At 63.0% G+C, this 14,576-nt stretch carries 16 protein-coding genes; 1 reads left to right on the forward strand and 15 read right to left on the reverse strand.

The features are described 5' to 3' along the window. Positions 1 to 197: 197 nt before the first annotated feature. Positions 198 to 995, reverse strand: coding sequence for a cysteine hydrolase family protein (locus tag phaeop14_RS08245; RefSeq protein ID WP_241770492.1), 798 nt, complete (start codon positions 993 to 995; stop codon positions 198 to 200). Between the two features lie 77 nt (positions 996 to 1,072). On the opposite strand from phaeop14_RS08245, the gene phaeop14_RS08250 reads away from it, so the two are divergent. Next, positions 1,073 to 2,077, forward strand: a complete 1,005-nt coding sequence (locus tag phaeop14_RS08250; protein WP_096789252.1) for a helix-turn-helix domain-containing protein — start codon at positions 1,073 to 1,075, stop codon at positions 2,075 to 2,077. 538 nt (positions 2,078 to 2,615) lie between these two features. On the opposite strand, the gene phaeop14_RS08255 is transcribed toward phaeop14_RS08250, so the two are convergent. The 14 genes from phaeop14_RS08255 to phaeop14_RS08320 all read right to left on the reverse strand — a co-directional run bounded on the left by phaeop14_RS08255 (position 2,616) and on the right by phaeop14_RS08320 (position 14,407). After that, positions 2,616 to 3,503: a sulfotransferase domain-containing protein gene (locus tag phaeop14_RS08255; protein WP_096789253.1), complete on the reverse strand. Its 888-nt coding sequence runs from the start codon at positions 3,501 to 3,503 to the stop codon at positions 2,616 to 2,618. 214 nt (positions 3,504 to 3,717) lie between these two features. Next, entirely contained in the window at positions 3,718 to 4,533 is an 816-nt protein-coding gene (gene cysE, locus phaeop14_RS08260) for a serine O-acetyltransferase (protein ID WP_040169387.1), read from the reverse strand. A gap of 292 nt (positions 4,534 to 4,825) precedes the next feature. Beyond that, a complete protein-coding gene (locus phaeop14_RS08265; protein ID WP_096789254.1) occupies positions 4,826 to 5,122 on the reverse strand; it encodes a DUF7742 family protein in 297 nt (98 codons plus the stop codon). Between the two features lie 12 nt (positions 5,123 to 5,134). Further along, positions 5,135 to 9,091, reverse strand: coding sequence for a baseplate multidomain protein megatron (locus tag phaeop14_RS08270; protein WP_096789255.1), 3,957 nt, complete (start codon positions 9,089 to 9,091; stop codon positions 5,135 to 5,137). Next, a complete protein-coding gene (locus phaeop14_RS08275) occupies positions 9,091 to 9,561 on the reverse strand; it encodes an NlpC/P60 family protein (RefSeq protein WP_096789256.1) in 471 nt (156 codons plus the stop codon). The genes phaeop14_RS08270 and phaeop14_RS08275 overlap by 1 nt, the downstream gene beginning before the upstream one ends. After that, on the reverse strand, positions 9,558 to 10,508 hold the full coding sequence (locus phaeop14_RS08280) for a DUF2163 domain-containing protein (protein WP_096789257.1): 951 nt from the start codon (positions 10,506 to 10,508) through the stop codon (positions 9,558 to 9,560). Before phaeop14_RS08280 ends, phaeop14_RS08275 begins: the two co-directional genes overlap by 4 nt. After that, entirely contained in the window at positions 10,508 to 11,140 is a 633-nt protein-coding gene (locus phaeop14_RS08285; RefSeq protein ID WP_096789258.1) for a DUF2460 domain-containing protein, read from the reverse strand. Before phaeop14_RS08285 ends, phaeop14_RS08280 begins: the two co-directional genes overlap by 1 nt. Before the next feature lie 15 nt (positions 11,141 to 11,155). Continuing rightward, complete coding sequence (locus phaeop14_RS08290) at positions 11,156 to 11,812, reverse strand: phage tail tape measure protein (protein WP_040169393.1); 657 nt, start codon at positions 11,810 to 11,812, stop codon at positions 11,156 to 11,158. Next, the gene (locus phaeop14_RS08295; RefSeq protein ID WP_040169395.1) at positions 11,805 to 12,062 is read right to left on the reverse strand and encodes a rcc01693 family protein; all 258 of its coding nucleotides are present in this window, start codon (positions 12,060 to 12,062) and stop codon (positions 11,805 to 11,807) included. Before phaeop14_RS08295 ends, phaeop14_RS08290 begins: the two co-directional genes overlap by 8 nt. Further along, a complete protein-coding gene (locus phaeop14_RS08300) occupies positions 12,059 to 12,448 on the reverse strand; it encodes a gene transfer agent family protein (RefSeq protein ID WP_096789259.1) in 390 nt (129 codons plus the stop codon). Before phaeop14_RS08300 ends, phaeop14_RS08295 begins: the two co-directional genes overlap by 4 nt. Before the next feature lie 14 nt (positions 12,449 to 12,462). Beyond that, entirely contained in the window at positions 12,463 to 12,876 is a 414-nt protein-coding gene (locus phaeop14_RS08305) for a phage major tail protein, TP901-1 family (protein ID WP_014874865.1), read from the reverse strand. Between the two features lie 105 nt (positions 12,877 to 12,981). Further along, complete coding sequence (locus phaeop14_RS08310) at positions 12,982 to 13,395, reverse strand: DUF3168 domain-containing protein (RefSeq protein ID WP_040169404.1); 414 nt, start codon at positions 13,393 to 13,395, stop codon at positions 12,982 to 12,984. Then, positions 13,392 to 13,763, reverse strand: coding sequence for a head-tail adaptor protein (locus phaeop14_RS08315; protein ID WP_096789260.1), 372 nt, complete (start codon positions 13,761 to 13,763; stop codon positions 13,392 to 13,394). The genes phaeop14_RS08310 and phaeop14_RS08315 overlap by 4 nt, the downstream gene beginning before the upstream one ends. Further along, on the reverse strand, positions 13,760 to 14,407 hold the full coding sequence (locus phaeop14_RS08320; RefSeq protein WP_165587435.1) for a head-tail connector protein: 648 nt from the start codon (positions 14,405 to 14,407) through the stop codon (positions 13,760 to 13,762). The genes phaeop14_RS08315 and phaeop14_RS08320 overlap by 4 nt, the downstream gene beginning before the upstream one ends. Between the last annotated feature and the right edge of the window lie 169 nt (positions 14,408 to 14,576).

Below are 14,576 nucleotides of genomic sequence, written 5' to 3' on the forward strand. Positions count from 1 at the left end.
GAACTGCACATCAAGGCGAAAGACTTGTTGAGGAGCACCCGTAACGTGTCCTCCCTACCTAGGTTTGCAATCACCCGTTATTATTTGTTTTCTCGTTGGTTGCTCGGACAGGGCAGTAATCGTGCCCGCCACAGGCGTAGTCGGTGGCGGGCACGTCACAATTCTGTCCTAGGGCAAGCGCCCTTCGAAAAGCTGATTTAGGTCGCGGCCGCGTTGATCTGCGCCACAGCTTCTTCTGTGCTCCAGACAGCGTTGGCGATGTAGCGGAAATTAATAAGGGCGGCGAGGTATCCATCACCTTCTGGCAACTGCGCAGCTGCAGTGGCATCCCGGACAACGGCGACTTCGAAACCGTTTTCGATCAACTCGCGCATATGTGATTCCGTGCACAGGTTGGCTGACATACCTGCCAAGATGACTTGATCCACGCCCTGCTTACGCAGTTGCAACGTAAGGTCGTTGGTGTCGTTGCCGTACATCTTGTGGGGCGAGGTCACGATGGTCTTGCCGTCGTTGATATAGGGTTTGTACCGCTCAAGCCAGTCCGCGCCAGAGCCTTCGAACCCTTCCACATTTAAAGGACCTTTGCGGTCAAACATGCCGATCTTGTGCATCAACTTTTCCAGCGCACCCTCGAACTTCCAACCATGGTCAGTTGGAAAGTAATAATGCGGCGATACGGCGGTCGTGATGTCATGCTCTTTGGCGGTGCGGAACAGGGTTTCAATGTTTTCCACTGTGTTGAGTTCGGTAACGGACGCACCAATCACGCCCCAGGTTACGCCATCGGGGCTCAGAAAATCATTCTGCGGGTCGGTTACCACGAGGGCTGCGCGGCTTAGGTCGAGCTTCATATCAGAGGGCGGCAGTGCAGGCTCAGCCGGTTCGGCATAAGGGTTGGCGGTTTCTTGCGCGTGAGCGGTCCCGGACAGCGCAGTGGCAGCAACCGCTGCAGTCCCGGCCAGCCCGGTGGTCAATGCCGCGCGACGTGACAATTTCTTGCCACCATGATCGTGATCATCGCAATTGCACATAAGGTCGTTCCTTCTTTGGGTGTGTCGAGAGGCCTTTGATGCGACAGTCGGCGTGCCTTTCCGTCTTGATTTGGACCGATTACGAGAAATTACGTGACGCCAATGAGGATTACGACCAGACTCGCGAGATGAGCTATGACCACATTTTCGATCAACTCGATATCCAAACGGAACCATTCGCGGTCTGTGAGATCCATGGCACCTGCCACGTCGCCCTCAAACCGGATGCCGCGGTAACCCTGCATTATATTCTTTGCGGTCAGGGCCAAATCACGATGCGGGGGCAGGCGCCGATAAGATTATCCAAAGGCAGTTTGGTCTTGATCCCTTCGCTGAATAGCCACGAAGTGTCGAATGATGGCACAACGATCGTGCCCGGACCGTCGTGCAAACCTGCAGCGCTGAACCTGGCTCAGGTTCTCAAATCTGCCCCTGATGAAAGTGTGGGCAGCACCAGCCGCCTGATCGCACTTTGCGCGCACGTCAACATCGGACTGATGGGGGCCACGGATGTGGTCAATCTGATCCGCGAACCGTTGATAACGCGCGCCGAACCCGGCAGCGACCTCATGACATTGGTTGACACGATGATGTATGAGGTTTGCGAGCCAAGTGTGGGGAGCCGCGCCCTAATCCGGGTGCTGTTGATGCAGGCGCTGATCATCATGATGCGCAAGAAAATTTCCGAACAGGATGAACCCTTGAGCTGGATGGCTGCATTGCGCGACCCGATGCTTTGGCAAGCGTTGAACGCGATGTTGGAAAACCCTGGTAAACCGTATTCTGTGGAGACACTCGCTGACATTGCAGGCATGAGCAGGGCAGCGTTTGCCAAACGATTTGCCGTAGCCTATGGCGCAGGGCCGATGGAGTTGCTGCGCAGTCTCCGGGTGCGCAAAGCAGGCGATTTGCTGCGCAACACCAATCTGCCCATTAAACGGGTGGCTGAAACTGTTGGGTTCTCCAGCCGGAGTGCCTTTAGCCGCGCATTCGAAGCAACTTCCGGCCATAGTCCCGGCGCGTTCCGAAAGGAGGTAAGGTAGTCGTGACCATGATCCAGTGCAAAAGAATGCGCCCCGGTCAGTGCAAACTCTCTGGACATACGCGGGACACCCTTGCCGCAAGGATCAAGTCGCCGGAATGACCAACTGCCGTGTCACGTTCCCCGGCAGGTTTCATGATCGCGCAAATCTCTCAACTCTCCAATGTCACCGGATTGGGCGGGATTGGGCGTCCGCAATTGGGCAGCAATCCAGTGGGAACGGCAATCATTCGCTGCGCAGGGCAAAGTCAGGCCAGTCGGAGGAGGCCTGCCTGACCAAAGATTAATGACTTTCGTCCAGAGAGCGCTCTGCTCGCTCTGGAAACTCCGTGACCCTTGCAAGGGAGGCCGTACAGGTCCCCACCTCAGCCCAGAAGCGGCCAGCCAACGCCGCCCTGCTCCCGTGTCCCCATTCCAGAAATACTCACACACGCATCCCTGGCGGCACCCGCAGCGCCCCTATGGCCGCCCCGCAGTGCGGCGGCGCCTACTGCGGCTGGCCGCGCCAGCACCCCACTCTTTCTGACCGAGAGTTGGCCCTAACCAGACCTCACCAACCCGGCACCGCCATATTCTAACCAGTGCCGTTCTTCAGGGCTGAGCAGCTCCGCCATACGCGCCTCATAAGCTGCAAGATCGGCCTCCGAAAGCCGCCCCACCCATTTCCGCGATGTCGCACTATCAAAGAAATCAGCATCGTTCCGCCAGAACCCTTGCCGCGCCAAGACGGCAAATCTCTCTGCGTTGCGCTTCATACTGGAAAATCGCGCCGCTTCCACCAGTGTATCCATCACTGCAGCCGGGTAAGACAGGCCAATATGATCTGCAATCCGGGCGACGGCTGACGTCAGATCACGGGTCATATCGGCGTAGTGCAGGCAGAGCACATTGTCCCGATTTCCCAATGCCAACACGCTGCGGTAGTGATCGACAATGGATATCAGGCTGGCTCCATCGCGATGATCTCCCTCCAAAAACAGATGAAACCCCGCCTGAATGTCGCTTGGGAAGACCTCCTGAAGCACCTCCTCGGTCATGTTCTCGACATGGCGGCGAAAGGAAAAATGCGCATCAATTGGATGCCTGAAGACCGTAATATAGCGCAGGTCCGACCAAAACGGGATCCCATCTAGCGGGGTATGGGTTTTGACCTGCCGCCGCCCGGTTTGCGCGTTCAGATCAGCGATGATTCCATCCTGCTCGGGCGAGGTGACATCAATCCACGGTGCCTTGCGCGAGATCGCGGCATCCACCTCCGGGTCGCCGGAGATCAACAAGGCCAGAATGGCCTGCGTCCAGGTCGTGCCTGACTTTGGCGGCGTCGACACGACGATATCGCCCGCACGCGGGGTGAAGGCGAACCACCGCTCAGGATCCGCGATCTTGCCGTCGTACCGGCGCTTTGGCAATTCGGGTTCGTTCAACATATCGCTATGGATATCAATACACTCAGGACGTGTATATATTGCATACTACCCTGAGGCGACATAATGTTCATGGCCTAAACCGCAGCTTCCCTACCCCACGAAAAAAGGGGCCAGCCAACGCCGCCCCCTCTTCATCGTCATCTTTCCAAAAATACTCACAGGTATACCCGTAGCGGCACTCGCAACACCCGCGATGGTCCCCCGCAGCGCCGCCTTACTGCGGCTTGCCGCCCGCCAGCACCTGATTCATGCTGACCGAGGGTTGATCACAGCCTGCCTCGCCGACGATCTTGGCCGGCACGCCTGCCACGGTCTTGCACGGCGGCACCTCCTGCAGCACCACGGAGCCTGCGGCGATGCGCGAGCAATGGCCGACCTTGATATTGCCGAGCACTTTGGCGCCCGCCCCAATCAGCACGCCATTGCCAATCTTGGGGTGGCGGTCTTCCTCTTCCTTGCCGGTGCCGCCCAGGGTCACCGAATGCAGCATCGACACATTGTCGCCAACCACAGCGGTTTCGCCAATGACGATGGAATGGGCGTGGTCGATCATGATGCCCCGGCCAATCCGCGCCGCCGGGTGGATATCGACGCCAAAGATCTCGGAGATCCGCATCTGGAAGAAATAGGACAGGTCATAGTCGCCCTGCTGCCACAGCCAATTGGCTACACGGTAACATTGCACCGCCTGATAGCCCTTGAAGTAGAGGATCGGCTGCAACAGCCGGTGGCAGGCGGGATCGCGTTCATAGACCGCCATCAGATCGGCGCGCCCGGCGGCGATCAGATCCGGGTTTTCCCCATAGGCCTTGTCGACGATTTCGCGCAGAATCACCATCGACATCTCATTTGAGCAGAGCTTGGCTGCAATGCGATAGGACAGCGCCTTCTCAAGCGATGTGTGATGCAGGATGCAGGCGTGGATCAGCCCACCCATCAGGGGCTGGCGGCTCACGGCGTCCTGCGCCTCGGTGGTGATCTGATCCCAAACGGGATCAACGGAACTAACGGCGTGGCGCGTCTCAAGCATGGCTCTGCCTCCTGTGTTGCGACCAGATTACCTATGTAAGCGTAAAAAGGCCAACCGCAAATCCGTGATGTGAGACATCGGATCTGCTGATCATTCACCTTTGTTCAGTGAATATGATCGGCCAGCCCTTTGTTTTTTCTGCAAATCCGGCGCAAGATCAGGTCACGCGCTCATTCGCACAACCTATGTGCGGCCGGGAATATCGTCGTGCTGACGGCTTACGCCGGCACTCTCAAACCCTCGGCCATCACAAAAGCCACCACCGGTGGCGTCAACCCAGCTTGGCACTGGATCACTCAGGATCATGCCTGACATGCCGCGCCAATTGGGCCAGCACCAGCCGCGTGCAGGACAGATACTGCGGCGCGTCATAGAACGGCTCATCCGCCAGCACGAACTTTCGTGCCGCGGCACTCAGGGAGCCATCGCCCCAATTCGGGCAGAGCTGCCGGTGGCGGCGCAGATGGCACGACGCCTGCCCGGCCCCGGCAAAGATCCGCTCGCACAGCACGCGCCGTTCGGCCGGGGCCACCGCCAGCAACGCGCGGGCGGTGCTGGTGATATCACCGGGCAGGATAGGCCGTCGCATCCCTGCCCCGCCTCAGACCAGCCGCAGGGCCGTGGCCGCGCCCGCCCCGTAGCGAGCCGAGATCTGCGCCACCTCGATCCGGTCGCCCGGTGCCACTGTATCCACAGTCTGGGCTGATGACGCATAACTCCAGCCGGGGCTGTCCAGCAGCTCCTCGCGCAGCACTTCACTGCCGCGCAGCACCCGCAGCCGGTAGCGCTCCAGATCCTCGCCCAGCGGAATCTCCGCCAGATTCCAGCGGTCGCCGTCGATGCGGCTGCGGCGGATCCAGTCCAGCCCAACCGGCCCGCTGCCCAGCACGCCTTTCTGGTGCAGATGCACCGGCGCATAGGGTCGCAGGCCTTCGCCTGCAAAGGCCGCCTCCAGATGCACATAGCTCGGATCATCATATGGGCGCCGCGCGGTGCCGATGCGGTAATGACGGCTGAGGCCCCGCTGATTGGCAGCCAATTCGATCTGTTGCGGGGTGCCATCCAGCGCCACGACATAGGACCCCTTGGGCCAAGACACCGGCATCCGTGCATCGCTGCCCTGCTGTCCGCGCAGCCGATCGCGCAGCAGATAGCGCCCCGGCGCAATCAGCTCAGCCTTGGCAAATTGCATCAGCTCCCAATTGCCGGGGGTGCCATCGCCAATCGCCACCAGATTGGCGCCATTCAGTACCGCTGCCCGGTCCCGGCTCTGAAATTGACCGGAGATCATATCCACCTCCAGATCCCCGCCCCGCTCCCAACGGCCCAGCGCGCCCGCAGGCAGCGCGGTGTTGGTGATGGCGATGGTAGAGGCCGCAGCCAATACCTCCTCCAGCAGGTAATCCGCATCGCTCTGTGCGCCATATAGGGCAACACTCCCCGGCCAGGGGTCCGCCGTGACGGCCAGATGCGGCGCATGCGGCACCTCATCGCCGCGGATCAGCGGCAGATCCATGAACAGCGGCAGCACCGGCACTGGCGCTGCAAAGGCGGTGACACCGGGCAATTCCTCCGGCACCGGCGCGGGGTGGTAGTTCTCCGGCTCGATCCGCACCGCCTCGATCAGCTGCGCCGCGCCCTGTTCGACCCGGTCAATACGGTAGCGCGCCTGCGCACCGCTGTCGGAACCCGGTTCGGCCACCGCCCCCGCAAGCGGCAGGCGGATCACATCCCCCGCGCCCAGCGCCATGGCGGAGGGTGGCAGTTCCAGCCGCAGGGTATCGCGGGCCATCCGCGCCTCGCTCAGCCAGCGGTCCACCACCTGACGCCCTTCGGCGCGGGTCAGTGCCATCGGCAACTCATTGTCGCTGACGGCATGGGTGGCCTCATCGGGCAGGATCGCCTCCTCGCCGCGCAAATCATGGCGCCCGCCCCATTCGACGAAGCGCAGGCGCATACGGCCAGCCAGCTCTGCCTCTGGTGCGCGGGTCCGTTCGATGACCCCGTCCAACTCCTGCCCCTCAACCAGTTGCGCCAGATCCAGCGTGGCATCCTGCCGCCCGTTGCGCAGGCGGAAGCGCAGCACCCCGTCGCGTTCTATCGCATCCACCCCGTGGCGCAGCAGCAACGGCTGCAGGGCGGCGCGGGCCTCCCCGACGTCGCTGATCGCATAGCCCCGCACCAGTGCGGGCAGGTCGCTCACATCAATCGCCGCAACCCCAGAGGCGGTACAGATCTCCTCCAGCACCGAGGCCAGCGTGCGTTGCCCCACCCGTCCGTTCAGCCAATGGCCCCGCAGGTAGTTCTCACCGTCGCTCCAGACCTCCACCGCATTGGGAAAGGTCGGAAAGGGGCGCGCATCCCAGGCCCAGACATAGGCGTTGGACATATCCAGCATCGGCCCGCCATAGACCTCTGAGACCGGGTTATTCCCCGCCTCCCCCCAATAGCCCAGAAGGGCACGCAGATAGGCCAGCTGCATCATGTCATCACGCTGCCCGTCGGAGAATTTCGGCAGTTTTGATTCCGAGCTTTTGGGATCCAGAAACTTGTTGGGCTGATTGGTCCCCTTGTCGATGGCCGCACAGCCCAGTTCAGTGAACCAGATCGGCTTGCTCTCAGGCTCCCATGCGGTGGGCAGCGCGGCCCGTTCGCCGTTGATCCGGTCATGATGCGGCTTCGACCACCAGCTGCGCAGATCCTTGTAGCGCCAGATCCACGGCTCCTCATAAGCCCCATCGGTGATTGGGGTGCGGATCTGGGCGGCCTCCGCCTCGGGCGAGTGGTAATACCAGTCATAGCCCTCACCGCCCTCGATATTGGCGCGCAGATAGCTGAGGTCATAGATATTGGGCGTGCCTGCCTTGGCGTCCAGATGGTCCTCCCCCTCGCGCCAGTCGGACAGCGGCATGTAGTTGTCGATGCCGATGAAGTCGATCTCCTCATCTGCCCACAACGGATCAAGGTGGAAATAGCGGTCCCCCTCCGGGCTCTGGTAGCCCCAGTATTCCGACCAGTCGGCGGCATAGCCGATCTTGGTGTCCGGCCCAAGGATCTGGCGCACCTCCTGCGTCAGCGCCCGCAGTTCTGCCACAGCGGGAAAGCCCGCCTCATCGCGGATCTGGGTCAGCCCGCGCATCTCAGAGCTGATGCAAAACGCCTCAACCCCGCCCGCCGCCGCACAAAGCGCGGCATTATGCAGGATAAACCGCCGCAGCCCCCAGTCCTCTGCCGGGCCACTGTAGCTGACAGCACCGTCCGCCACGGTGAAATCCGCCGCCGTCACAGTGCCAAAGAACTGCTGCACCTCAGCCCGCGCAGTCGAGGTCCCATCCGGGCTGCCCGGCTGTCCCGGTGCCCGCGACAGGGTGATCCGCCCGCGCCACGGCAGATGCGCTTGCCCTACTTCGCCGCTCCAGGGATCGGGCAGATCATTGCCCGCCATCTGATCCATCAGAATAAACGGGTAGAACATCACCCGCTTGCCCTGTTCCTGCAGTGCGAGAATGGCCTCAATCACCGAGGCGTCGGTCGGGGTGCCGCCATAGATCGGCCGGTCCTCCTGCCGCGCGATCAGCTCTGCCTCCGTGCGGGTCAGACCCGCGACGGACCAGGGCATATTCGCCCCCTCGATATGCTGACGCTCCACCTTCGGTTTGATGGTACAGTCCCCGCAGCGCAGATCATCGCCGAACCACGACACAATCAGCGAGGCCGCGCCGCAGGCGGGCAGCTCCTCTCCCAATGTGGTGAGCGAGGTCACCAGATCCGTCTCCCCCGAGGGGCTGTGCGAATTGGCCGGTTTTGCCTGTCCCGGCCCATGATCATAATGCACCGGCGTCGTGGCCAGCGCATACTCCCCAGTTCCCGGCATCAGCGCCACGCCCTGAACGAGCTGCGGCAGATCCAGATCATAGCTGTTTGAGCTGGGTTGCTCGGCACGCAGCACCTCGAACGAGAATTGCGGCACCCGGTTGCCAAAGCGTTCCAGCGCGAGACCTTCCATCACCACATAGGCGGTGCCACGATAGGCGGGCACCGCGCCTGCGCCCTCCACCGCCTCCATCACCGGGTCGGGCAGCTGGTCCATGGTGCCGCGATAGAAGGTCATATTGAGATCCTTGGGCGCCACCTCCTCCCCATCGGCCCAGACCCGCCCGATGGAGGCCACCTCCCCGGCGCAGACCGCCACCGCCAGCGAGACATCATAGCTGTAGCGGGTCACCTTGGGCTGGCGCGCACCGCCGCCCTTGCCGCCGCCGCCACTGGTGTTGGAGGTTTCGCGGAACTCAGACGCCCAGATCACCTGACCACCCACCCGCATCCGGCCATAAACCTGCGCAATCGGCTGGCCGTCACTGGCATGGGTCAGGCGAAAACGTTCCACCCGGCCGGTCTCCACCGGCTCACTGCCCGCACCCAGCAGGCGGCTGTCAATCGCGCGTCCAACCGTGGCGCCAAGCGCGCGGCCAATCGCAACTGACGACAGGCCCGCCACAGCCCCCCCAACCGAGCCGCCAAGTGCCGCCCCCGCCGCAGAAAGAAGAATGGTCGCCATCACGTCACCTCATCAGCATCAACATCAGGAAAGGAAAACCGCGCCACGATCCGCCGGTGCCACGGGTGGCTCAGGGTGTTTTCAACCACCCCGTGGCCGCTGAAGGCATGGATAAATCGCGGCATGGCGCCGGTTTCAGTTTGCAGCGCAATATGTTTGGCCACCGCGCCGCGCCGCATCCGGAACAGGATCACATCACCAGCGCGCGCCTCGGTAAGGGGTCTGGGCGTGAGATGGCGCAGCGCGGCCTGCCACAGCGCTTCCTCGCCTTGCGGTTCGGACCAGTCCATCGTGTAGCCGGGCACCGCCTCCGGCTCCTGGCCGTAGATCTCGCGCCAGAGTCCCCGGATCAGGCCAAGGCAATCACAACCGGCACCGCGCGTGGCCGCCTGATGCACATAGGGCGTGCCCAGCCAGCCCCGTGCTGCCGCGACCAATGCGGTGCGGGATACCCCCGTCGCGCCACTCATCTGCGGCTGCCGCCGGTGTTGGTGCCGCTCTGGCGCGGCACGCTCATCACCCAATCTTCGCCGGGAATATCCGGGAAACCTTGAAAGTTGACGCCATTGTTGAACTTCAACCGACAGGTCTTCAGCCGCTTGTCACAGCCTGCGGCCAGATGCAGCAGATCACCGGGCTGAACCGTCGCGCGCAATGGCTCCCACAGGATCAGCTGGCGATGTTCAACACCTGGATCCGGCGCGTTTGCGTCCTGTCCCAGCCGCCCGGTCTGCTGGCGGTCCTGTTTGATCCAGCCCCACAGCCCCTTGGCGGCCCCACTCATCACCGTGAGGCGGCCAGACGTGAACCAGTTCGGCTCAAACCCCGGCAACGCGGCAAAGCTGAAATACTGCCCCTCGCGGATCTCTTCGGCGGCCAGCTCCAGCGTGTAACCCGGCGTGGTCATGTCAAAGCGACAGGCCCGATCACCCAGCACCGCCGTGCAAGGTTTCTGATAGATCCGCCCCATCGGCTGGTTGAGCGCCTCGGTGAGGCCGCGCAGCTCCGCCTCAAAGGCGCCGCCAGCGCGGCGGATCTGGCCGAAACTGCCGCGAAACTGCAACCAGCGGACCGACACATCAGCCCAGTTGACCAGCCAGCAGCGCACCTCAGCACCATCAAACCGCCCGGCCTCAATCTCCTCCTCGCGGATGGCGGCATCGCTCAGCGCGCCAAGCGCCTCGGTATTGTCCACCGCCAGCCCGGTGGCCTGTTGCAGGCTGCGCGCGGTCAGGCCAGTGCCTGCGCGAAACAGGAGACCGGCCTCACCCTCGGCGGCACTCTCGAACCGCAGATCGCGGTCATGGTCGGTAAAGCCGAACCGGGCGCCATCATTGCGGGTGACCAGCCAACAGCGACACAATGTGGTCAGGCCGCCTGCTACATGAGTTTGAAACGCCTCCCTCACCCCCGCCATCAGACCCGCACCTCCACCACTGGCACATTGGGCACGTCGCCCGCCTGAAAAGACGCCACGCTGGTCTGAATGCGGTCGGTGTCAAAGCGCACCGGCACATCAAATTCAAACCCTGCCTTTACTGCCAGACCGGCCTCCGGCGGATGTGCCAGCGTGATGGTGCCAAGGGTGCTGTCGAGCGTGTAATCCACCGTCTCCTGCAAGGCGTCTTGCTCAATCCCGATGCGCACGCTGCCCACCACCGGTTTCGCAATCGGGCGCTGATAGGCATAGCTGCCGGAGCGATAGGTCTTGGTCAGCTGAAACACCCGCTGTTCCCCGTCACCCATGCCAATCACCTGATCGTCAAAGGCCACCTCCTGCGTGGCACGGGCGGATTTGAAATCCGACCAATCCTTCCAGCGGAAGCCATACATCTGGCCCTGCCGCGCCTCGAAAAAGGCGATCAGCGCCTCGATATCCTCCAGCCCCCGAAGACCCAGCCCCGCGTCATAGCGGCGGCGCGAATGAGCCCAGGGGGTGTTGCGCTCCTCATGCCCATTGGCGAGCGTCACCACATCGGTGCGCCGCTCCGGCCCGCCAATGGAGCCAAAGCTGAGCGATGCGGGAAATCTGACCTCGTGAAAATTCATCTGCTGTCCTCCGGCTCAGCGGTTGCGGTTGCCACGCGTCAGGGCGCGGCTCAGCTGGGCCGCAATCTGGCCTTGGCTGCGTTGAAACCCCTGCACATCGGGGGTCTGGATATTCATCACCACCGAGGGGCCCCCGCCGCCCTGGCTGCGCACCCCCAGCGCCCCATCAGCACCGCGTGTCAGCGGCAGGATCGCCTCCGGGCCGGCTTCTCCCATCAGGCCGGTTGCGCCGCGCATCGGAAAACTCACTGGCCCGGTCACAACACCGCCTTTGGCAAAGGGCATCACCCGGCCCTGCGAAAACGCCGCCCCATCGGCAAAAGGGAGGATGCCGCTCATCAGCTTGCCCACCCCCTCCGACAGCAACCCGCCCACATGGCTGGTCACGGGTTTGATGGCCGCCGAATAGGTGGTCTGGATCATCGACTGCGCCATGGTATCCAGCGCATCGGAGAGTTTCATGCCGTCAAAGACAACACCGTCAAAGGCCCGGCGCAGCCCCTTGGACATGCCCCGTTCCAGTGTTTCAGCATCCTTGCCGGTGGCGGCGAAGGCGGCGCGCACCCGGCGCAGCTCGGCGTCGAACGTGGCCGCCATACCTGCCGCATCGCCGAGGCTGTCGCTCAGCGCCTCGCTCTGCTGGTCCAGCGCATTCAGTCCTGTGTCAGTCATCGCTTACTGCTCCTGTTTCTTTGGGTGTCGGCGCTGCGGGGTCGGGAAAGGCCTGCATCAGTTGATCCAGACCTGCCCGGCCCAGTGGCACCGCGCCCGTGTCCTGTCCCAACATCAACCGCAGCTCTGCCGGGGTGAGGCGCCAGAACTGATCCGGCGTGAGGCGCAGCCCAACCAGCCCCGCCCGGATCAGCGCCGGCCAATCAAGCCCGGTGCCTTGTCCATCTGTGGCGCGCTGCTGGGGCGTCATGGGGTCACCAATCCCGGCACCTGTCCGGGCACCTGTGTGCCCACCTCTCCCGGCAGCGCAAAACTGCGCGCCAGGAGCTGTGCTGCGACCCGCGCCGCCTGCATCGGGCCGCCGTCAATATCGGCAGCGGCCAGCTCGGCAGCGCCGAGGGAGTGACCGCCGCCACGCAACCCTGCCGCCAGCAGCGCCAGCACATCGGCCGCGGAGAAGCCGCCGCCCTCAAACCGGGTCACGAGGTCAATCAGCGACCCCGTCCGCAACTCACACTCCAAAGCGGCGAGTGCGCCAAGGGTCAGTTTCAGCGGCAGCATCTGGCCGTTGATCCCCAGCGCCACCTCGCCTGTGTGGGGATTGGCACCAGAGCCGGTTTGCACATGGGGATCCATCCGCACCGCCTCCCTTAAATGGCCGTGAAGACCAGCGCCCCGGCGCTGGCCAGCGACAGCTCATACGTTGCCTCGCCATTGTGGCTGCCAGCATATTCCAAGGCGGTCACCTGAAACGCGCCTTCGACAATGCCAAAATCGGGGATGATCACCTGAAACGCCGGGGTCAGCCCGTCAAAGAACAGCTGCCGCGCTCGCTCATCCGTTCCAGCGTCGCGAAAAATACCAGAGCCGGAGATATTCGCCGAACGCACCCCGGCGCCGGACAACAGCTCGCGCCAGCCTCCCTGGCTTTCCAGACTGGTGACATCGACGCTTTCAGCGTTGAAGCTGATACGCGTGGCGCGCAGCCCCGCGATGGTTTCGAACTGACCGTCGCCGGTCATATCGACCTTGACCAATAGATCCTTGCCGTTTTGGACACTCATCGTGGTGATCTCCTGTGGTAAAAAAGACGGGCAGCACGGCGCAAAATAACATCAGCTGTACTGCGCAATTATCTGATTTATTTATATTGTCGTCGTTTTGAGCGGTCAGATATCCTCCAGCCGCGCGGCAAAGCGCAGTCGGATCTGACGGCCACCGGAGGTGTTGCGGCTGGCATTTGCGCGCTCAAACCACAGCCCCACCAGCCGCCCACGAGACAGGGCCAGCACCGGCGCAACTGCCATCAGGCTGTCGCAAATCTGGGCGGCAATCGCCTTGGCCCCGGCAAAGCCGGCAGTGTCGGTATGCACGGTGATCTCCACCCGGTGATGGGCGCCGGCACCGCTGCGATCAGAGCGGTCGCGCGCCTCCTCCGGGCCGAGGGTCACATAGGTCTGCGGCAACGTGCCCGCAGGCAGTGCGTCATAAATCGCGCCATTCAGCGCTGCGGTCAGATTGGGGTCGGTGCTCAGATGCTGAAACAGCGCCTCCTGCAATGGCAGGGCCAGGGCATAAGTCATGCGCTTGTCTCCTCGGTCGCAAAACAGGTCAGGAAGCGGCCATCAGGATCGCCTTCGGCCACCGCATCAATGCGGAAAATCCGGGCGCCATCGCGCAGCCGCTGATCTGGTCGGGGGCGTGCCGGGCTGCCGGGCGGATGGGCACGCAAGGTGATGCGATAGCGTTGCAGCGACAGGCTGATGCCGGATTGGTCGGTGCTGCGCCCGGTGAGCGCGCGCATCTCGCACCAATGGTGGCCAAGCAATTGCCATGCCTCAAGAAACCCTCCAGCGCCATCCGAGGTGCGGCGCGGATCTTCCAGCGCCAGGCAGCGGTTGAGACGTGGTGTGGCGGCGGATGCGCGGCGCGCGGTGGTGCGGCGGCTCATGCGTCCGCCCCCGGTCCGAGATTACGGCCAAAGCCACGGTCCCCAGCGGCCCCCACCCCCAGGCTCACACGTAGCGCGCGGTAGCGTTCGATCAGGCTGGTCACCCCAAAAGGCATGCAACCGCCCTGCAACCGCGTATCATCGCGAAACTCATAGTAATGCGCCGCCAGCATCAACACCGCCTGCGCCAGATCACCGGGCAGCGCCGCCCAGCTGTTGGCCATGCCTGCGCGGATCGCCATCCGCACTGCGCCGCCGCTGGCAATCACCGGCAATGTTCCCCCTACAGGTCGCAGCCGAGGCTGCTGGCTGTCGGGTTCCAGCCGGTAGCGCTCAGGCGCCAGCAGCTGTTCACTGCCCGCCCCATCCACCAGCGTGACCGATTGAATCATCTGCACCGGTGCCAGCGGCAGGGCCTGCATCTGTGGGTCGCGCCAGGTCGAAAGGGTCAGCTGAAAATCCCGCGCCAGCAAAACCTTACCGGTGCGCGCCTCAATCGCAGCGATGGCCGCCCGCAGGAAGCTGATCAAAACGGCCTCTTGCAAACCCGCCTCATCAAATCCGGTGCCCAGACGCAGATGCGCCTTGAACGCCTCTTGCGGCAGGGCTGCCTCTGGCACCGGTGTCACTTCACTCAACATCATCATTTCACTCCAACGGCTGTTCTTTCAGGGGCTGCTCGGGTCGGTCTGCGTCTGGCGAGCCGGATCGGGGTACGGATGCGCGCCGGGCTGCTGCCGTGGGACGGAAGGGGAGCAGCTGGACGACAGTGGCCGGGGCGCGCATCCGCAGGCGGAATCGGAGAACCGGTCC

Origin of the sequence: Phaeobacter piscinae (genome assembly GCF_002407245.1) — a bacterium.
In the GTDB taxonomy this organism is placed as follows: Bacteria; Pseudomonadota; Alphaproteobacteria; order Rhodobacterales; family Rhodobacteraceae; genus Phaeobacter; species Phaeobacter piscinae.